Below are 19,706 nucleotides of genomic sequence, written 5' to 3'. Positions count from 1 at the left end.
GTTGTTGTGCTGGTGATTTCATGTCAACGCGCTTGACGATGGTGCGCCTGTTCACGGGCGTTCGCGTTGCGCAGGCTCCACCACCGGCCTGTACAAGTCGGAGGCGGCGTCGAACACCAAATCGGCAGGGTCGGTGAACTCGGCCAATTGCCGGTCGGCGTCCAGTTCCACTCGAATGCCTTCGAACTCGACATCCACTATCGCGCAGAGCCGGTCGGTTTCGAATTTCTCGCCATCGGCCAGCTCGATCCAGAACATCTCGTCGCTGTAGTCCAGCTCGATGGCAAACCGTGCCACTGTGCCGACCTGACGTAGAACCTGAATGCGCACATACTCGAACTGGAACCAGCAACCGTCGTAGGCGTATGCCGCGATCGGCTCGTCGGCTTCAGTGCATTCGACCTGTGCGCCTTCGAGTTCGCGCCAGGAGGGTACATTCAGCGGGATCCGGTCGATCATGACGTTCACCGCGGAGTTCCCGTCCGGCCAGCCCGGAATTTCCAGTAACCAGGTGAGTGCCGGAGCAGGGCCGATAGATGGGTTATCACGCAGCTGGCCTCGCAAGGACGCCCCGGGAACCGGGTGGAGTTCATCGAGCAACAGATCAGCGCTGAGTTCGAGTTCGGTCTCGACCAGCAGCTTCTCAGTGGTGACACAATCGCAGGCGGCCCGTAGATCCCGTTCCTGGTCCCGCAATTCGATCCACGGCTGTCGCAGTCGCTCCGCGGTCTGCTCACGTGGCAGCACGGTGGTCTCCGGCTCGACATCCTCGAGCTGTTCGACCTGCCGAAGTTTGGGCAGCTCCTCGGTGAGCCAGGCCCAGCACTGCGCGAACAGCTGCGCGGCCTCGTCCTCGGTGAGGCGGTAGATCTCCGATCCGCCTTCCTCGCCGCGCCGATCGGCCCAGGTGTCCTCGACGTACTTTCCGAGTGCCTCGTACTCGTCGGTCTCGATGGCGTCGAACAGCGACAACGGGTGTATGCAGTTGGTCTGCAACGTGGCTTTGTGCCTCTCCGGAGTCGCTGTGGTCTGGCCGATCTCGAACAGGTTCTCGGTGCCGTGACGGAACCCGTAGACGTATCCCATGGTGGAACCCCTTTGTGCCGGTGCAACTTTCGAGCGATCAATGTGCTCGATCCGATGCCTCGAGGTTCCCATGTCCGACCGACAAATTCGCGGCTCACCGAATTCGGGCAGGTTTATCGGATTCACCGCCTAGCTCGGCGGGCCACATATCGTGGCCGCCGAGTTCACGGGTGGTGGGCAGGAATCCGTGCGGAACTCCGTTGGCCCACAACGAGAACCAATGGGTGTGGAAGCACTCCAGGGTGCGGCAGGGGCGGTGCGCACTCGCAGTGGTTGCGGGGCTACCTGCCCGGGCTACCCGAAGGCGGGTAATGCGCTGGTGCGATGGCTGTCAACGTGGTCGCTTCCGGCCGCGGCTGGTTTGGCTTCGGGCTGCACCAGCACTGGGCAGTGCGTGTGGTGCAGGGCCAAATGCAGCGTCGGGTTCAGGGGTGTCCGGAGTTTCCGGTGCCCGTCGCGGGCGATGACCAGCAGCTGGGCGGTGGCGCTGAAGCGTTCCAGCGCCGTGTGGCGATCACCGGCGACCGTCACTGACCGCACCGTCACGGTCGGGAACTGTCGTTGGTAGCGGACGACCAGGTCTTCCAGGTAGCCGTCGGCCACGGCGCGGCGGCGGATGTCGGCCACCAACAGTGTGCTGTGGCGGGTCGCGGCGGCATGGAACGCCGCGGGCAGCGCTGGCGATTCGGTCTCCTCGACAGCGACGAGCACCGGACCGACTGCCGACGCGGCGTTGTGCAACGGCCTTATCAACGCGACCGGACACCGCGCGGCACCCGCCAGGGTGACAGCCACCGAGCCACACAACAGTCCGGCCAGCGGACCGGCCTGGTTGTCGCCAAGCACCAGCAGGGTCGCGGCCGCGGACAACTCGGCCAGCCGGGCAGCGGGGTCTCCGGCCAGTACCAGCGGCTCGATCGCCGGCGCCGGACGCTCGCAGGTGCGTCCCCACCTGTCGATCACGGTCTGACGAGCGGTCAGCACCAGTTCCAGACCTTCCAAGCTGACCTCGTCGTGCATGGCGACATGCACCAGCTGCAGCGGCACGCCCCGCGCGTCGGCTTCGATAGCGGCCCAGTACGCCGCTCGCACCGCCACCTCCGATCCGTCGATGCCAGCAATGACCGGCGCCTGCACCTCCTGGGTGCCGACGACGCTTTCGGCGGGTACACCGCAAGTCTCAGATCCCATGGTTGAAGGATGAGGGAACCCACCCCGACGCTGGCAGGGCCTCGATACTCCAAGCCGAAGGACCTTCGGCACACCAACATTCCGGCGGCAACCTCAGCGCACCTGGCGCGACGGTGTTGTCGTCCAACACGATCGGTCACCGACGCGACACCGGCAGCGAGGAGCGATTGGTCCCCTCCACTGGCGACCTTCGGCCCTAATCAAGGCTCGGCAAAGCTGGTGAGGTGGATCGACCAGCATTGAGGTAAGCACACGCGCGAACGGATAGGGCATCACGTGGGACCTTGCGAACCGACCGCCACAGCGGGATTCGCCAACCGGCGTTCCCGCCTCACCGGTCACCGCGACATCGGACAAGGCGCGCGACGGTGAGCGGCTCCCCCGCTGTCGGCCGAACCGACTGCAACGTAGTCGAATTGGAGCGAGAGCATGCCTTGGCGCTGCTCGCACAGGCACCGTTCGGCCGTGTGGTCTACACCCGCGACGCGCTGCCCGCGATCCGTCCGGTCAACCACCTGCTCGACGACGGCTTGGTCATCGTGCGCACCCGGCTCGCCTCGCAGTTCTCCACCGCCGTGCAGAGCCGATCCGGGGTCGTGGTGGCCTACGAGGCCGACGACATCGACGTCGACCGCCGAACCGGCTGGTCGGTGGTAGTCACCGGGATCGCCCGCCCGGTAACCGATCCCGCGCGGATCGCCCGCTACGAGCGACTCCTCCAGCCGTGGATCGGTTCGCCGATGGACGGTGTGATCGAGATCGAGCCCACGCTCGTCTCCGGTATCAGAATCATCGGCAACCACACCGCCGATGGCGCAGGCACCGCCAGCTCGTAGCCGCACACCGAGCGGCATGCTGACTACGCACGACTCCGGAATCCGAGTTTGCGAGTAGGGGCGTGCGTCGGCTAGAACGGCCCGTCGGTGATCGTGTGATGAGTTGAGTGGCGCCTGATTTCACCGAGCGCGCGGGCCAACTGGTGGCGACCGTTGTAGAGGTCGGAAAGTCCGAGCTCATCGATGGCCGCGGCAACCTGATCGCTGCGCCACCGCACCTCGTCGTGGGAGAATCGGTCGAGGTAGTAGCGGAACACGTCGAAATCCTCGACGACGACAGTGGTATCACGGGGCAGGTCACCGAGCAGCAGCACGATCGGTCCTCCCAGCCCGGGACCGGCTGCAGGCCCACCCCCGCAGGCGACCGACCTGCTGATAGCAGTATCTCCGCGACTACGTTCTGCGCGTTGGTGTTTCACAGCAACCGCACCGGTTGCATCCAGCCGCGCCCAAGTCCCCACACCCGGCGGCTGCAACCGCGCTGGGGTCGGTCGACCCGTGATCGCGTGGGACATTGAGCCTTTCGGCCAAGGCCCATTGGCCCTGGGTTCACCGAACCGCGGCGATCGATACTGATGTCCAGCGCGGCGGCCCGAGCACGCCGAGGCTCCGACTTTCTCTACCCCGCCGGTGTGCGGGGCGCGTCGGCGATGAGCCCTCACTGAAAGGCACCAGCAATGACCGCAGAACACCTTCCCCACCTACACGACTCGGCCTCGGCAGCGGTGGTGGTCGGGACCGACGGCTCACCCGCCAGCTCACACGCCGTGGTATGGGCCGCCCAGACCGCGGCCGACCGGCGACGCCGGCTGATCATCATCCACGGCTACGACCTTGCCGCCACCCGCGCGGTGCTGGGTTCGGCCGAGGTGTTCGTGCCCTCGGTCGTCGAGACCCTCCGCGACCACGGGCACCAGGCTTTGGAAAGCGCACAGCGCATCGCCCACGAGAACCACCCTGACCTCGAGGTCGTCACAGAGCTGTCCGACCGCAACCCCGCCGCATTGCTCATCGAGCTGTCCTCGACAGCGCATCTGGTCGTCCTTGGCGCCACCCCTGGGGTCGGGTCCTTCGCCCATCTGGGCTCGACACTCCTGGCGGTGGCCAGTCAGGGCCAGGGACGCATCGTGGTGGCACGGCACACCGGCACTCAACAGCAACTGCGTCGCAGCGGCCCGGTGGTGCTCGGCATGGACGGCAGTCCCGTCGGTGAACCCGCGATCCAAGCCGCGTTCGACGAAGCGTGTGAGCGTGGCGCCGAACTGATCGTGGTGCACGCCTGGAGCGACCTGTCAGAAGGCCAGTTCGCCGGAACCAGCTATCTCCAGATCCCGATCGCCGAACTGGAAACCGCCGAACACGCGCTGCTCTCGGAACGATTGGCCGGCTGGCAGAAGAAATACCCCACCGTCGCGGTCACCCGCCGCGTCTACCTGTCCGGAGCCCGCAAACACTTGATCGAATGGTCCAAGACCGCACAACTCGTCGTCGTCGGCAGCCGTGGCCGGGGCGGATTCCGCGGAATGCTGCTCAGCTCGACCAGCAATCACCTTGTCCAACACGCCCATTGCCCGGTCATGGTCGTCCACCCCGACTGACCAACGCGCTCGGGATCGATCAGCATTTGTCGCCCCCTCGGAATGCGTGCCCGGTTTCAGCGGCCGCCCGCGAAATCGAGGAAGCTGCCCGTCGCGTAGGAGGCGGTCTCCGGCACCAGCGACGCGACCGCCTGGGCAACTTCGTGAGGGTGACCGCCCCGGCAGCACCAGCCTCGGGCTCTCGCCGACGACACGTCGTCTGGAGGATCTCACCGGATCACCTGCACGGTTGCGGGCGGCGGCGTCTTGGTCGCCGCCCGAGCCAGGTCATGCGGGGCAACAAGTAACCGCGCCATCCAATTTCCTCGGCGAAGGCCAAGATCGGCCCGGTGATCGCGAGTGCGATTACGGTGGTAGCGAGGTCGGGTTCGGGACGGGTGAAGGTGGCGAACCCGAGCAGTACCACCAGACAGGTGGCGATCACCGATACCGCGACGTTCGCACCGATCGCCGCGGGCCAGTGCCGAATCCCGCTGCGGCCCATACCTAGTCGCGACCATCCGGCTCGGCTGGTCGCCTCACCGGTCAACCCCAGCATGATCACTGTGACGAGCAGGGGCGACAGGGCCAGGATGAGCCCACCCGCTATGTTCGCCGTCATCAACGAGATCGCCAGCACCAAGACGATAAAGAGGCCCGACGCACGGCGGTCCGACATCGTCTGTGCCCCTTGCCTGTTGGTTCTCGATCACACCGTAGGCAGCTTTGGACCGGCAGGGCTATCGGGGAACACCCTGACCGAACCCCGATCCGGTTCCGGCTCGGCCAACGCCGCACAGAGATTTCCAGAGCGAGCAGGCCCGCGGACGGTCGAGGGAATCGCCGGGTGGCACGGTGCAAACAACGGCGCGCGTGAAACTCTGTGCCGCATCGGCATGGTCGGGTTCTGGACGTTGATCGTCGTCGCGGTCTATTTCCTCGTCCGTGCGCTGTCCACCGCACCTTTCGATGCTCTTCGTTTGCGCCTTACCAGACCCATCCCCGCGCGTGCGGGCCGCACGGTCTCCAGGATCGCTCGGTATTTGCACCAAGTGGACCATGCCCGCACGCGGGGCCGACAAGCCTCGCCATAACACCGGACGTCGCCGCGGGGGTCGGCCCCGCGTGTGCGGGGCCGACTCACTGATCCATTGCTGGTGTGGCGTTCACCTGGTGGGTGGATGGACGGTGGTACTGCCGGTGAGGAACAGGTCGATGCCGCTGAGGAATAGATCCGGACTGGCGGGCTGGTGCGCTACGGGACGTAAACGATGCGGTCGTCGGTTTGGGCGTTCCACGTCTCGCTGACCTGAGCGAGGGGCACGGGACGGGCACGCACGGCGATCGCGTCGGTGTGCACCGCGTCGGCGAGTTCCGGCAGCTCCGCGAGGAAGTCGCGGGCCGGTACCGAGCCGATTCCGCTGCCGCAGATCTGCAGCCGGGACGCGCGCAGCAGCGCGGAGTCGACGGGAATCGTCTGACCGGCAACGGATCCGATCTGGATCCAGTCCAGCGGAACGCTGCGGTCGCGGCGGGCGGTGATCATCGCGGTCATCGCTCGGGCGGACGGTTCTCCCCACACGTAGTCGATGACGATGTCGACCTCGGCGGCGCGGTCGGCGCGCTCGAAGGTCACTGTTTCGTCCGCGCCGAGGTCGTGCAGTGCCTCGAGCCGGGAAGCGTTGCGTCCGGCGGCGATCACGTACGCGGCACCGAACCGTTTGGCGATCTGCACCGCCATGCTGCCGGCGCTGCCGGTGGCACCGAGGACGAGGACGCATTGACCCTTCTGGAACGCGATACGGCGGCGCAGCGCGACCCAGGACGACATCGCCGGGTTCATCGCGGCGGCGATGCGCACCGGGTCGGCGTCGTCCGGCAGTAGCACGCTGCGGCGGGGGTCGATCACAGTCTGCTCGGCGAGCGTGCCCAGATCGCTGTCGTCCACCACCGTGTACCTGAGATTTCCGTGCTGGTCGCGTACGACGGCGTCGACGCCGGGAACGAACGGGAACGTGCCGGTGCTGCTGTAGTGCGTGCCGTTCGCCCGAGCCCTGACCAGTTGGTGCAAACCTGCGGCGAGAACGTCCACGACCATCTCGTTCTCCTGGGCGACCGGGGCGGGGTACTCGCCGTACTTCGGCGGAGCGTCGAAGCTGGTGACAACAGCGGCGTGCATGGCAACTCCTCGTATTTGGTTGGTATTACAAACTAGATTCAGTTTGGTTGGTAATACAAACCATGTCAAGTAGGATTCCGGCATGGGATCTGACGACGCGCTCGAAGACGCTCTCGTCCGGACGTCATTCCGGGTGATGGCCGTGCTCACCCGCATCGGTTCGGAGCACGATCTGTCCCTCACCCAACTGCGGCTGCTCGGCCTGCTGCGCGACCGCCGACCGCGCATGACCGATCTGGCGGCGTTCCTGGGGCTGGACAAGTCCACGATGTCCGGCCTCGTCGAGCGGGCAGAACGCCGAGGCCTTGTGGCACGGGGCAAGTCGCCCCAGGATCGCCGGGTGGTCGATGTGTTCATCACTCCGATGGGCAGCGAACTCGTGCAACGGGTGCAGGAGGAGATTCACGCGGCCCTCGCGCCCTATACCGCACGTCTAGCTGCCGACGACCGCCAGGTGCTCACACAACTGCTCGATTCCCTTTCGGGAAGGCCAACGGGGGACGCCGGGAAAGAAGGGTCTACGAACCCACTGTGAGCCCAAATCAACGCAACGACCCCGATACGGGAACGCCTCTGCCCCAATCGACATTGCGTGCTCGCTTGCGTGGGGGCTGACCCAAAAGCATTGTGCGACAGCGGCTTCGATCTTGCCCGCCGCACGCGGAGGCCGCCGATCGCGTTCACCTGATCTTGTACGGTGCCGGTTCCATGCCCAGGTGCTGGGTCGGCGAGTGCAGCCCGGCCTTGGCCATCGAATATCGGATGGGCGCTCCGGTGAGGCCCCTGACGGTTAGTCCGCCGCGCCCGCCATGAGTAGCTGATGTAGCGCGCCGTCCACATCCTCGCGCTCGCCGAAGAGCCGCACCAGCAGTGCGCGCTCGGCCGCGCCGTGCTCCGCGGCCAGCACCAGTTCCAGTGCCGCGTCCCGCGTTTCGACGCCTGATTCCTCGGCGAGCGACGCCACGATGTCGGCTGCGCTCTCCCTGGTCCATACCCCGGGAATCGCGGCCGCGACCTCGCTCGCGGGCGGGGCGGCGCCACGATACCAGTGGGCGCCCTCCCACCAGTAGCAGAAGGAGAGCAACCCAGACCCGGCGCGCGGGTTGAGCAGCGGGTTCGCCACCCACCCCGGCGCGCCCGCGTAGAGATCCGGCATGGGAGCGCCGGCGTTGTAGACCGCGTCCAGCACCGGGTCGTTCCATATTCCGCCGGAGAGCACCGCACGGTCGCCAGGGACCAGCCATAGCGAGGAACCGCTGCGCTCGGCGCCCTCGAACAGGCCGAGCGCGGGCAGAACCCGCGGCCCCCATGGAGATCCGGCCGCCACGAACGCCGCGGCGATCACCGCCCAGCGCATCGCCAGCAATGGCAGCGCGGGCAATGTCGTCTCGATTTCCGGGGTGAGCGTGGCGGTCCGGGCCAGTGCCCCCGCCTGCTCGGTGGGCCGGGATTGCCGGTCCTCGTGCCCGATATGGGCTGCCAGCCAGATCGGGAGCCGCGCCCGCGGAAACGCCTCCAGGTCAGCCCGATACACCTCCGGCGGGAAGAGGTGGTCGTCCGGGAAGGGCTCGGCGCCGAAGTCGTGCTCGGCACCGATCTCGCCGGACGCCGACGCCGTAACCAGGTAGCGCCACCATGGGCCACCGGGCAGGGCGGCCGATGCCTCACGATGTCGCCGGACCAGTGCCAGCACCTCCTCGGAGGGCAGCACCTGGGCCGGATGGCCTTGCTCGTCGGTGAAGAAGACCGACGCCAGCTCCGATACGGCGGTCAGCGCGAACACCGCCTGCATCTCGTGCCAGCCCGGCGGGGCGAGCGCGAGCAATTCCGCGGCGATCCGGCGGCTCGCCGCGTCGGCGAGCGGTGACTCGGAATCGGCGAGGAGCGAATCCTCTTCTGCGGTCATGAAAAACGGCACCTCCTCGATCGGGCCCGCACGCTACCACTCGGGAGCGAACGGCGCCGGTGCGGCGAATTCGTTTGCCCGTCATTGCGAATTCAATTGTCTGCGTTCTAATCCCACGACATCGAACGCCGAGAGGAGAGCTGCGGTGAGCAATCCGATGGGGCGGTACGGAGCCGCCGCGGTGCAGCGATGACCATTCACATGCCCGAGGGGTTGCAGTGGCTGGCCTGGGTGGCCGGAACCACCTGGCCGGAGGGCGACGAGGACGTCGCATGGGCGGTGTCGGAGGCATGGAAGACGGCGAGCGCGGAGCTGACGGCCCTGCTCGCCGATGTCGATGCGGCCAAACAGGCCACCATCGACGCCTATCCGCAGGGCGAGGGCGGTACCGCGATGGGCGCCCGCTACGACGCGCTGCGCACCGGTGAACATTCCATCGAGGCGCTGACGAACTTCATGAGCACTGTCGGCGACAGCACCTTCGACATGGGCACCGAGGTCCAGGCCACCAAGATCACCGTCATCGTGACGCTGGCCTGGCTGGCGCTGGAGATCTTGTGGGCCTGGCTCTTTCCGCCCACCGCGCCCGCGGTGGAGGCAGCCGCGATCACCACTACACGCTCCTTCCTCAAGGTGTTCGAGGACTTCGTGCAGAAGGCGATCACCAATCTCGCTGCGCGCCTGGGCGCTTCGACCGCCAAACGGCACTTCTGGACCCAGGCCGCGCGGCTGCGGCCAGTCTTTCCCACCGCGAAGGGCTGGGGCGTCTACGGTGCGCGGGCCATAGAGGCGACCGCCATCGTCGGCACCATCAACGGCTCGGTGCAGGTCGGCCAGCTCGCGGCGGGCAAACGACGGCACTTCAACGGCAAGGAGTTCGGGCTGTCCATCCTCGCTGGTGTCGCGGGCGTGGTGCCCGGGCGCGAATTCGGGCGCTATCTCGGGCACGGTATCGACAAGGTCGCGGGCAAGCAGTTGAACAACATCCCGGGCCGGGTCGGTCGTGGCGTGGTGATCGGCGGCGTTTCCGGTGCGGTCGGCACCGTTTTCGGCAACCTGGCCGTGGGCGCGGCGACCAGAGACTTCTCGTCTTTCGCCTCCGGGCCGGGCTGGGTCGGCGGTATCACGCGGGGTGCGGTGGTGGGCGGTGCGCGCGGCGGTTTCGCCATCGGCAAGCCGATTCCGCCGGGGCACGGCGACATTCGCTCCTATGTCTGGATGCCGAAACCCAATTCCGGCAATGGGGCGCCCCGGCCACCGGTGAGCGACGGTTCGTCCAGCGGGTCGAGTTCCCGGTCGTCCGGCCGGTCGGCCAGCGGTTCCGGTGCGAGCGTGTCGTCCTCGGTTCAGCCGGTGCACTCCACCGTTGCGGGCTCGTCGAGCCGGCCGCAGTCCTCACACAGCAGCGCCTCGGGCAACAGCGTCTACCACGACGCCGCGAGCTCGTTCTCGAGCAGTGGGAGCAGTTCGAGCGGTAGAAGCAGTTCGAGCAGTAGCTCGGGCAACAGCGTCTACCACGACGCCCGCACCAATCAACCCCCAACCTCGTGGTCGTCCTCGGTCGACGGCGGCTGGACCCCACCGTCTTCGTCCGGCTCGGGATCGTCGCACGCCGCTCCCCCGGCGCCGGTGGGGTCGTCATCCTCGTCGACCAGCGGGCATTCCGGCTCCGGCGGTGCGCAGCGACCCCCGCTCCCATCCGGTGCTCAGGTGACCGGAGTGAATGGCGGGAGCGGCAACGGAAGCTCGACCGCCACCCACCGCGGCGAACCGTTCCTGGGCGAGGGCAAGGACGTGCGCGGCAAGCCGCGGCCCAAGCAGTGGCCGTGGGTGGAACCGCTGCCCGGGCCGTATTCACCGCCATCGTCGAGTGGCTCCTCCGGGCAGCAGTGGTTGCCGGCCCAGGGCGCCGCGCCACCCGAGAACGCCGACGAGCAGGTCGACGTCCCGTTCACCCCGTAATCCGACGACACAGAAGGGAGCGCCATGGCCGCGGACCGGTTGGAGATCGATCCCCAGAAGCTGCGCCACGCCTCGGATCTGACCCGGGAGCTGTCGAACGACGCCAAGGGGGTTGCCGAGAAGCTGCGCAACACCCTCAGCGGTATCGAGTCCGACGGCACCGTCATGCCGTGGGGTGATGACAAGCGCGGCCACAAGTTCTTCGACGGCGACAAGGGCTACAAGGCGGCGCGAGACAACCTGATCGAGGGCGCCATCGGCGCCGCGACCACGTTGGGCGACATGGCGACCGGGCAGCGTGATGCCGCGGACGCGCTGGCCGCTACCGACTCCGGCAACGCCGGCCAGTTCGGGAAGCCGACGCCGTGACCGGGCAGCCCACAGTCAACGAACGCCTGCGCGCCGACATGGGGACGCTCGTGGAGGGTCTCGGCGAGCAGTTCCGCGGTATCGCCGAACTGCAGCAGCGGCGTTCGCGGCTCACCGAGACGGTGAGCGTGTGCGATCAGCGCATCGAGGTCACGGTGAACGCCGACGGCATCCTGATCGAGACCAAGTTCGCCGACGACGTCCTGGATCTGACCCTCGAGGAGATCGCGGAGAACGTCACCGCGGCGGTGCAGGCCGCCGCGGCGAAGGTGGCCGAGCGCAGCCGGGAGCTCATGCTCCCGCTGCTGGAACGCAAGAACGCCCTGCCGAAACTCTCCGAGATCATCGAGGGCGCACCGGATCTGGGCTCGCTCATGCCGACGGCGCCGCCACCGCCACTGACTGCGCCGGACCCGAGCCGCTGGCCCGACGACGACGGTTCCGGCGCCCGCGCGCCCCGGTCCATGGTGGCCGACAACGACGACTGACGCGGCGCATGCGGTGCGTCCGTGCAACAAGAAGGGTGAACGGGATGGCTCTCGAACCAGGCACGTGGTCGGGCCTGAAGAACCAGGCGCAGGCCGGGTATCTGAAGTTCGACACGACCGACGCGCTGGCCGCCGCTCGCGCCTGCGCCGATCTGGTCGACGATCTGCTCGGTATGGCCGAGGCCGCGACGAACCTGCGCCTCGACAATTTCGCGCCGATCGGCACCCTTACCTCCGGCACCCAGCTGGCGATGGCGTTCACCGCCAAAGGAAACCGGCTGCGAACCATCCTCAAAGATCACGCCGACATCGTCACGGACATGGGCGAGACCTACATCGCGGCGGGCAAGGCGTACGCGAACGCCGAGGGTGAGTCCGAGAGCGACTTCAAGGCGCTCGACGGCCTGAAGATGCCGACCGAGGCCAGTCCCTACACCCCCGGCGCACGCAAGCCGGGCGGGCCGGACGCCGAATTCGACAAGGCGAGCGGCGGATTCGCCTGGAAGGGCAAGGACGGCAAACCGCATGTCAGCAACGCGAACGCGGAGAGCTTCCCCGCCTCGCTGAAGGACTACCAGGGCGAGAAGGATCCGGGCGTCACCGCCAGCGTCGAGAACAAGGACAGCCTCGCCTTCAGCGAATTATACGAGCTGGGACGCGATCTCGACCCCGCTCCGGTGCTGGCCGCCGCGAGCACCTGGCACAGCATGGCCAACGACCTGCTCGGCAAGCTCAACACCTTCGTGAACGCCATCAACACCGGCACCGAGGCATGGGAGGGTCAGGGCGCGACCGCGGCGGCCGCGGCGATCAAGAACTACTCCGACGGCGTGCAACCGCTGGCCACCTCGATGATCGCGATGAGCCAGAACCTGGACTACAGCGCGCAGTGGCTGCACCTCACCAGGCTCAGCATGCCCTCCAGCCCCGATCCCGGTGACTGTTGCCCGGGCAAGGTGACCCGCCGGTACCGCGACGAGTGGCAGAAGCACTACGGCGAGGGCATGAAGAACACCGTCTCGGTGATGCCCGCGGTGAACGGTCCGATTGCCCAACCGGCGCCGCAGGGTGGTCAGGGCCAGAACCAGCCCGGGAACGACCAGCAGGGCAACGGCCAGTACGGCAACGGCAACGGCCAGTACGGGAACAACCAGGACGGCTACGGGAACCAGCAGCCGGATCCGAGGTACCAGCCGGGCTACGGGCAGGTCGACCCGGCGAGCCAGTCCGGTTACGGCACACCGGATTCCGGCACAAGCCCGCGCACTGACGGCACCGGATCGGGCGGCACGGGATCGGGCGCGGGTGCCCCGCTGCCCAACGGCGCCAAGGGCGGTGGCGGCAGCGGCGAGGGTTCCAGGTCGCAGGGGCAGCTCCCACCTGGCTACGAAGCCGCGCACAGGAAGGCCGAGTCCGCCGCGGCCGGCGCCCGCGGTGCGGCGACCCCGGTCGGCTCGTCCGGCGCTGGTTCGCCGGACGGCGCCGGGACGCAGTCGCGCCCGTCGAGTTCGGGAAATCCGTTCCCACGCAGCAGTCTTCCCGGCGAGTCGGCTGACTCGCCCTCCGGAGGCAGCGGCACCAGCATGCCCAGCGTCCCGTCGCTCGGGTCCGCTCCGCTGCCCAACGGCGCGGCGGGCAGATCGTCCGGCAGCGGTGGAACGGGCAGTGGGTCATCGGGGGCGGGTGCGGGCAGATCCGGCGCGAGCGGGCTGGAGGACGCGCTCGCCAAGGCCACCGGTGCCGATCCGGCCCAGGTGCGTTCGATGCTCGGCGATCTGCCGAAGCTGCTGAACGAGAACACCCTGGCCAAGAAGAGTGGCCTCTCCCCGGAACAGGTGCGCTCGGTGCTGAAGAACATCCCGAAGGTGGCCGACGTCGGCGAACTGGCGAAGCTCACCGGTCTCGACCCGGCGCAGGTGCGGTCGGTGCTGGACAACCTGCCGGACGCGCTGGATGAGAAGGCGCTGGCGGCCGCGACCGGCACGAGTGACCACTCGTCCTCGCGTGCCGGCTTGCCGGGCCAGTCGTCCGTGGCCGGGCTGCCCGGTCAGCCGACGGGCGCCGACGGCGGCCCGGCGTCGTTCGCCCAGGCGGGCAGGGACTTCCTCGGCCAGATCGGTAAGGCGCTCACCCAGGGACTGGAGTCGCTCGGTCAGCTCGGTGCCACCCTGCCCGGCGCGGACCAGTTGCACGAGATGCTGCGCCGGTTCGACCCGGCCGCGCTCGCCGCCGCCGTGGGCGATCTGCCGGTCGATCCGGCGTCCGGTGCGGGCGGCGGTGGCGCCGGTTCCGGTGGTGTGGGCAGCCCAGCTGGTCTGTCCGAGCATTCTTACCAGCAGGCCCGTGCGTTTCCGCGCGCGTCGCTGCCCGGCGCCGAACATCCGCTGTACCCGGCCACAGCGGCAGCGAGCCAGGGCGCGCACGGGATGGGCGGTCCCCCGATGATGGGTCCGGCCGGTGCCCCCGCGGGCGGCGGCGCGCAGGGCGATACCGCGCAAAAGCCGGCCAAGTACCTGAAGTCCAAAGCGCATCTGAACGACGCCATCGGCGCCGTGCCGGACCGAGTGAAGCCGGTGATCGACTCGTGAGCCGAACCTGGAAGTTCACCGATCTGGAGTTCAATCTGCTGTGCGAGGAGGTGCGGCAGGGCGAACTGCCCGCCCCGTTCGTCTTCACCAGCCGCACCCGGCTGGCGGACGACTACGAGCGGGAGAAGTTCGAGGTCCAGCAGCAGTTGCGGGAACGGTTCGACCACGAACTGGACGCCATGGCGGGCGCCATCGCCCGACCTGACATCTTCATCGTGGCGCACGCCTGGGACGACCAGGATTTCGACAACCCGGAAGCGCGCACTCGGGTGCATGCCGTCCGGCAGCGCGCCCGCGGGTACATCATCACCCAGCGCCCCGGCGAAACCCTCATGCACGCAGATGGTTTCGACGCTGTCGAATGCGACCCGCACGCACTGGCCGATACCGTGCTCGGGCTGCTGCCCACATGCAATGCGGGCAGTCTGGACGACATCCAGCTCGCCCTGCCGACCTCGGAACCCACGATCGTCAACCAAGGCCCGTCGTCCGGTGTCATGGACAACGACGACACAGACGACGACACAGTCCGCAGCGACGCCTTCTTCGCGACCCCCGCGGTGAGCACCGGAATCGTCAAGGTTCTGCAGGGCCGTTCCAAGTACGGCCCGCGCGGCCTGATCGAAGCCGGCATGCTCTGGCGCGACCTCCCCGACGACGGCCGCTACGTCATGCCGCTGGACCACCCGGCCCCGGTCGCCACCGCGATGAGCAGTGACGGCCTCACCGAGTGGGTGCGCGAACAGATCGACCACATTCTGGCGCGCATGGAATCGCATAGGGAGACAGAGGACTGACGCCGCGATCGTGCCCCGCGCCGGGGCTGCACTGAACGTCTGCCGCATCCCGGTCCGCCCCAGCTCGTTCCGGCTGGGGCGGACCTGTGCCGGTTCCGCACCCGCGCGCTCAGACGGTCGCGACCGGAGCCGCCGCGCCGGTCTCGACGACCCGGCGACGCCGGCTCGGCGCCAGCAGGGTCGGGTGCTTCACGCACCAGGCCGCGATCGAGCAGATCAGCTCCTTCACGCGGGCGGCCTTGCGGCCCACGTCGACCTTCGAGGTCGGCTGATCCTCCTTGGTCACCTTCTGCACGATGGCATCGCGGCGGCCGAGACTGATGCACTGGCTGTTGTAGCCGATCGGGGCATCGGGGACTTCACGTCCGGTCAGCCGGGCGGCAATGGCGTCGGCGCCCAGCCAGGCCATCGGGGAGGCGGTGGCGCAGCCCATGCGCAGCGTCTTGCCGCCCACTCCCGCGGCGTGCGCGGCATCGCCGACGGCGTACACGTCCGGGTGCGAGACCGAGCGCTGGGTGGCGTCGACGACGATCCGCCCGGCCTCGGAGACGGTGAGCGTGCTGGCGGCCGCGATCGGGTGCACGGCGAATCCCGCTGTCCAGACAGTCATTTGCGCGAGGATCTCCACGCCCGATCGGGTGGCCACGCCATCCTCGGTGACCCAGGTGACGTCGGCGTGCTCGTGGACGGTGATACCGAAGCGTTCGAACGCGCCGCGCAGGTGGCTCTGCGCCTTCTCGTCGAGCCACTCGCCGACACCGCCGCGCGCGGCCATGGCGACCTTCAGATCCGGGCGCGCCTCCGCGATCTCGGTGGCGATCTCGATGCTGGTCAGGCCGCCACCCACGATCAGCACGGTCTCGTCCGCCCGCAGCTGGTTCAGGCGTTCCCGTAGCCGCAGCGCGGCCTGCTTGCTCGCCACCTGGTGGGCGTGCTCGACGACGCCGGGGACGCCGAAATCGGCGACGGTGCTGCCCAGGGCATAGACGAGTGTGTCGTAGGCGAGGGTCTCGGCCCCCTGCTCGCCGATCAGTTCGACGGTTTTGCGGTCCGCGTCCACCGAATCGACCCATGCGATGCGCACCTGAACACCGTTGCCCGCGAACATCTTTCGCAGTGGGCGGACCGGCAGGTCCTGCCCGGCGGCGAGCTGGTGCAGGCGCACCCGTTCGACGAAGTCGGGATCGGCGTTGACCAGGGTGATCTCGACGTCGTCGCGGTGCAGTCGCTTGGCCAGGCGGCCGGCAACGGTGGCTCCGGCGTACCCGGCTCCAAGAACGACGATGCGGTGCTTCATGGTGTTGCTCCTGTCTCGGTGGGTTCGGAACTCGAACCGGACAGCCTCACGAATGCTGACAGGAGCCGACCGTGACATGGGTCACCATAGATCGGGCAGGGGCGCTCCCGGTGTGTACGTGGCCCACTGGCGATTGGCGTGCGCCAGCTTGTCGGGGTTGGCGTGGCCGTGCACGGCGGCGATGCCGTCGGCAGTCACCTCCAGCACCACGACGCCGACGATCCGATCCTCGGCCACCAGGACCAGCGCGGGCCTGCCATTGACGATCGCGGCGAACGGTGTGGGCTTGCCGCCGAGCTTGTCCCACTTGGCGCCCGAGGGTTTGATGGCGAGCCGCACGAACAGCGCGATGCGCTCGGCGCCGACGAGCGGCCTGTTCAAGGTGGCGAAGAAGGCGCCGCCGTCGCCGATGATGGCGGCGTCATCGGCGAGCAACCGCACCAGCTCGTCGGTCCGGCCGCTGACCGCCGCGGTCAGGAATTCCTCCACGATCCGGCGGGCGGCGGCCTCGTCCACCTCGATGCGCGCCCGTTCCACGGCCAAGTGCTGTTTGGCACGGCGATAGACCTGCTGGCAATGGGATTCGGTGATGTCGAGCAGGTCGGCTATCTTGTGGTGCGGGTAGCCGAAGGCCTCGCGCAGCACGTACACCACGCGCTCCTTGGCGGTGAGCCGCTCCATGAGCGTGAGCATGGCGATCGACACCGATTCACGCTGTTCGACGGTGTCGGCCGGGCCCAGCATCGGGTCGCCGGCCAGCACTGGCTCCGGAAGCCATTGCCCCACATAGGTTTCCCGGCGCGCGCGGGCCGAGGTGAGCTGGTTGAGGCAGAGATTGGTGAGCACCTTGGTCAGCCACGCCTCGGGCGTCTCCACGTACTCGCGGTCGGCGGCCTGCCAGCGTAGATACGTCTCCTGCACCGCGTCCTCGGCGTCGCTGGCCGAGCCCAGCAAGCGGTAGGCGATCGCCTCCAGGCGGCCCCTGGAGCTTTCGAACAGATCGGCCTCGCGCGTGAGCAACATGTCAGCCATGGTCGGCCATGCGCACCGGTCGCGTCCAGCCGCCGGGCTGAGCAGCGGCGTCGCGTTCATCATGAAAATCTCACGGAGGGCTTGGTTTTCTGTCCCCAGCGCGGAGACGCCGCGCGGGAAAGGAATCCACCCCATGAAGATCAAGTCCGCGATCGCCGCTGCCACACTCACCCTCGGCGCCGTGGCCGCCGGCGCCGGTGTCGCCGCCGCCGCGCCCGCCCCGCTGCACACCCCGTTCATCGGTAACTACGCCACCTACGAGGCCTGTGCCGCGGACGGCAATTCGCCGAAGACCGGTGGCACCCAATGGGAGTGCGTCGAGGTCGCCAACGGCTGGGACCTGTACACCTACTGAGCCGACCGGTTCGGTGAGCGGGTGGCCCGGAGGGGTCGGGCCACCCGAACTCCGGCGGCGAACGATTTGTGAAGTGCCCTATTGTCTGATCTCGTGCGGGTTTTGGTCGTGGAGGACGATGAGAGGCTCGGCGTCGAAGTGGCGGCGGGCCTGCGCTACGCAGGCTTCGCGGTCGACCTCGCCGGTCACCTCGCCGACGCCGATTTCAAGATCTCCGTCAATACCTATGACTGCCTGGTGATCGACCGCGGCCTGCCAGACGGCGACGGCCTACACCTGGTCGCCGCGCACCGCGCCGCGGGCCACCGGGTCCCGGTGCTGATGCTCACCGCGCGCGACGGTCTGGCCGACCGCATCGCCGGCTTCGAGAACGGCGCGGACGACTACCTGGTCAAGCCGTTCGCGTTGCCCGAACTGACGGCCAGGGTGCGTGCCCTGTGCCGCCGCCGCGAGCACCCCGCTCCGGCGCGCCTGCGACTCGGCGATATCGATATCGATCTTCCCCGCCGCCGCGTACAGCGGGCCGGCATTCTGCGGTCGCTGACCCCCAAGGAGTTCGCGGTCCTCGAACTGCTCGCCACCCGCGCGGGCAGCGTGGTGACCCGCTCGGAGCTGATCGAATGCTGCTGGGACGAGATGGCCGAACCCACGTCGAACGTGGTCGACGCGGTGATCGCGCAATTGCGCCGCAAGCTCGGCGCACCGCCGGTGATCGAGACGGTGCGCGGCGCGGGCTTCATGATCGGAGGTGAACCATTCGTACCGTGATCGCCACCTCCGACGCGCGCCCCGCCGTCCGGCGGCTGCGCCGCACCCGGTGGCAGCTGACCACGCTGATCACCGCCGTCACCGCGACCTGCCTGATCCTCCTCGGGTTGGTGGCCACCACCATCGACGCCCGCTCGCGGGATAAGGCCATGGACGACGCGATCGACCGGGTGGCCACGGGCGTCAACCGCAGCATCGGCCTGCTCGAGGACGACACCTTCGATATCAGCCAGGTCGAGAACTACGACCTCGCCAATGGCGAGACCGCGGTGCTGGTGCTGTCCAACGACGGCGCGGGCCAGTGGCAGGAACGCTATTCGCACCTGCGCTCCTGGCTGCCGAAGGAGGAGGTCGTCCAAGGCGTGGTCGACGACGCCACCGTGGCCACCGACACCATCTTCCGCGACGGCATCGACAGTCAGGGCAGGCCGGTGCGATTGGTCGCCCAGCACATGATCTGGGACGACTCCCCGATCGAGGCGGTCGTCATCGCGGGCGCCAATCCGGGTGTCTTCGACCGGGAACGCGCGCTGCTGCTGTGGGGACTGGTGGTGGGCGGGCTCACCCTTGTCATCCTGTCGGGTATGGCCGCGCACTGGCTCTCCGGGCGCAGCATGCGCCAGGTCACGGTCATGCTCGAGGAACAGGAGCGCTTCCTCGGCGACGCCGCCCACGAACTGCGCACCCCACTGACCACGCTCGGATTGGTCACCGCGCCGCGCAGGCGCAACCCACACGAGGTGGAGCGCGCGCTGGACGACGCGCGGGCCCTCGGTTCCCGGATGGAGCGGATCGTGGCGGGACTGCTCGCGCGGGCACGGATGCAGGCGGGCGTCACCAAGATGGAGCGGGTGCAGTTGCTGCTCGACCAGCTCACCGAGGCGGTGATCGAGGAGTTCCCGAATGCGGGCATTGTCGTGCGGACCCAGCCCTCGGTAGTCGTGGGGGATCCCGGCCTGCTGAGCCTCGCGGTGCGCAATCTGCTCGAGAACGCCGTCACGCACGGCGCGATGAACCACGGCGCACCCGTCGAGGTGTATGTGGCCGAGGGGCGGGTCAGCGTGCGTGACCACGGCCCCGGGCTGAACCCGCAGGTGGCCGGCAATCCGTTCCAGCGCGGGGTGACCGGCGGTCGCGGCAGCGGCATCGGGCTGGCTCTGGTGGCGTGGATCGCCGAATTGCACGGCGGCACCGCGACAATGGAGCCCGCGGCGGGCGGTGGCGCCCTCGCCACGATCGCGCTACCGCCGCCCGTACTCGGACACTCGTGATTCA

The 19,706-nt window shown here is 68.2% G+C and carries 19 protein-coding genes; 11 read left to right on the top strand and 8 right to left on the bottom strand.

All coding sequences use genetic code 11. From position 1 onward, the window contains the following. Positions 1-51: 51 nt before the first annotated feature. Entirely contained in the window at positions 52-1,086 is a 1,035-nt protein-coding gene (locus NL1_RS02400) for a hypothetical protein (protein ID WP_067833728.1), read from the bottom strand. 294 nt (positions 1,087-1,380) lie between these two features. Next, positions 1,381-2,277: a universal stress protein gene (locus NL1_RS02395; protein WP_084510243.1), complete on the bottom strand. Its 897-nt coding sequence runs from the start codon at positions 2,275-2,277 to the stop codon at positions 1,381-1,383. Between the two features lie 368 nt (positions 2,278-2,645). On the opposite strand from NL1_RS02395, the gene NL1_RS02390 reads away from it, so the two are divergent. Beyond that, a complete protein-coding gene (locus NL1_RS02390) occupies positions 2,646-3,113 on the top strand; it encodes a pyridoxamine 5'-phosphate oxidase family protein (RefSeq protein WP_067833723.1) in 468 nt (155 codons plus the stop codon). 71 nt (positions 3,114-3,184) lie between these two features. Here NL1_RS02390 and NL1_RS02385 read toward each other — a convergent pair whose 3' ends face one another. Then, the gene (locus NL1_RS02385; protein WP_067833720.1) at positions 3,185-3,427 is read right to left on the bottom strand and encodes a hypothetical protein; all 243 of its coding nucleotides are present in this window, start codon (positions 3,425-3,427) and stop codon (positions 3,185-3,187) included. Positions 3,428-3,790: 363 nt separating this feature from the next. On the opposite strand from NL1_RS02385, the gene NL1_RS02380 reads away from it, so the two are divergent. After that, positions 3,791-4,711 (top strand): universal stress protein, encoded by a 921-nt coding sequence (locus NL1_RS02380; protein ID WP_067833718.1) that lies wholly within the window; start codon positions 3,791-3,793, stop codon positions 4,709-4,711. 217 nt (positions 4,712-4,928) lie between these two features. On the opposite strand, the gene NL1_RS02375 is transcribed toward NL1_RS02380, so the two are convergent. Then, positions 4,929-5,312, bottom strand: coding sequence for a hypothetical protein (locus tag NL1_RS02375; RefSeq protein WP_156094611.1), 384 nt, complete (start codon positions 5,310-5,312; stop codon positions 4,929-4,931). A gap of 633 nt (positions 5,313-5,945) precedes the next feature. Next, the gene (locus NL1_RS02370; RefSeq protein ID WP_067833714.1) at positions 5,946-6,869 is read right to left on the bottom strand and encodes a quinone oxidoreductase family protein; all 924 of its coding nucleotides are present in this window, start codon (positions 6,867-6,869) and stop codon (positions 5,946-5,948) included. 82 nt (positions 6,870-6,951) lie between these two features. Here NL1_RS02370 and NL1_RS02365 point away from each other — a divergent pair, with 82 nt between their 5' ends. Beyond that, positions 6,952-7,404 carry a MarR family winged helix-turn-helix transcriptional regulator gene (locus NL1_RS02365; protein WP_067833712.1) on the top strand — a complete coding sequence of 151 codons (453 nt, stop codon included), beginning with the start codon at positions 6,952-6,954 and terminating at the stop codon, positions 7,402-7,404. A 255-nt stretch (positions 7,405-7,659) separates the two neighbouring features. Here the strand turns inward: NL1_RS02365 and NL1_RS02360 are convergent, their stop codons facing one another. Then, positions 7,660-8,775, bottom strand: coding sequence for a hypothetical protein (locus NL1_RS02360; RefSeq protein WP_067833709.1), 1,116 nt, complete (start codon positions 8,773-8,775; stop codon positions 7,660-7,662). Positions 8,776-8,964: 189 nt separating this feature from the next. On the opposite strand from NL1_RS02360, the gene NL1_RS02355 reads away from it, so the two are divergent. From NL1_RS02355 to NL1_RS02335, 5 genes are read left to right on the top strand one after another with little or no spacing between them, the layout of a single operon-like run. Beyond that, the gene (locus tag NL1_RS02355) at positions 8,965-10,737 is read left to right on the top strand and encodes a WXG100-like domain-containing protein (protein ID WP_067833706.1); all 1,773 of its coding nucleotides are present in this window, start codon (positions 8,965-8,967) and stop codon (positions 10,735-10,737) included. A 24-nt stretch (positions 10,738-10,761) separates the two neighbouring features. Beyond that, positions 10,762-11,106, top strand: coding sequence for a hypothetical protein (locus tag NL1_RS02350; protein WP_067833703.1), 345 nt, complete (start codon positions 10,762-10,764; stop codon positions 11,104-11,106). Further along, positions 11,103-11,594: a YbaB/EbfC family nucleoid-associated protein gene (locus NL1_RS02345; RefSeq protein ID WP_067833700.1), complete on the top strand. Its 492-nt coding sequence runs from the start codon at positions 11,103-11,105 to the stop codon at positions 11,592-11,594. Before NL1_RS02350 ends, NL1_RS02345 begins: the two co-directional genes overlap by 4 nt. A 44-nt stretch (positions 11,595-11,638) precedes the next feature. Beyond that, positions 11,639-14,182, top strand: coding sequence for a PPE domain-containing protein (locus NL1_RS02340; protein WP_067833697.1), 2,544 nt, complete (start codon positions 11,639-11,641; stop codon positions 14,180-14,182). Then, positions 14,179-14,979 (top strand): ESX secretion-associated protein EspG, encoded by an 801-nt coding sequence (locus NL1_RS02335; protein ID WP_067833694.1) that lies wholly within the window; start codon positions 14,179-14,181, stop codon positions 14,977-14,979. The genes NL1_RS02340 and NL1_RS02335 overlap by 4 nt, the downstream gene beginning before the upstream one ends. 109 nt (positions 14,980-15,088) lie before the next feature. On the opposite strand, the gene NL1_RS02330 is transcribed toward NL1_RS02335, so the two are convergent. Then, positions 15,089-16,276, bottom strand: coding sequence for an NAD(P)/FAD-dependent oxidoreductase (locus NL1_RS02330; RefSeq protein ID WP_067833690.1), 1,188 nt, complete (start codon positions 16,274-16,276; stop codon positions 15,089-15,091). 81 nt (positions 16,277-16,357) lie between these two features. Beyond that, complete coding sequence (sigJ, locus tag NL1_RS02325; protein WP_067833688.1) at positions 16,358-17,299, bottom strand: RNA polymerase sigma factor SigJ; 942 nt, start codon at positions 17,297-17,299, stop codon at positions 16,358-16,360. A gap of 142 nt (positions 17,300-17,441) precedes the next feature. On the opposite strand from sigJ, the gene NL1_RS02320 reads away from it, so the two are divergent. From NL1_RS02320 to NL1_RS02310, 3 genes are all read left to right on the top strand, one after another. Next, the gene (locus NL1_RS02320) at positions 17,442-17,663 is read left to right on the top strand and encodes a hypothetical protein (protein WP_067833685.1); all 222 of its coding nucleotides are present in this window, start codon (positions 17,442-17,444) and stop codon (positions 17,661-17,663) included. Positions 17,664-17,771: 108 nt separating this feature from the next. Then, positions 17,772-18,431 carry a winged helix-turn-helix domain-containing protein gene (locus tag NL1_RS02315; protein WP_245673053.1) on the top strand — a complete coding sequence of 220 codons (660 nt, stop codon included), beginning with the start codon at positions 17,772-17,774 and terminating at the stop codon, positions 18,429-18,431. Then, a complete protein-coding gene (locus tag NL1_RS02310; RefSeq protein WP_084510242.1) occupies positions 18,428-19,702 on the top strand; it encodes a sensor histidine kinase in 1,275 nt (424 codons plus the stop codon). The genes NL1_RS02315 and NL1_RS02310 overlap by 4 nt, the downstream gene beginning before the upstream one ends. Positions 19,703-19,706: the final 4 nt, after the last annotated feature.

The organism is Nocardia lijiangensis NBRC 108240 (assembly GCF_001613045.1).
Lineage (GTDB): Bacteria > Actinomycetota > Actinomycetes > Mycobacteriales > Mycobacteriaceae > Nocardia > Nocardia lijiangensis.
The sequence above is the reverse complement of the archived record's forward strand: the minus strand, read 5'-3'. Positions and strand labels throughout refer to the sequence as shown.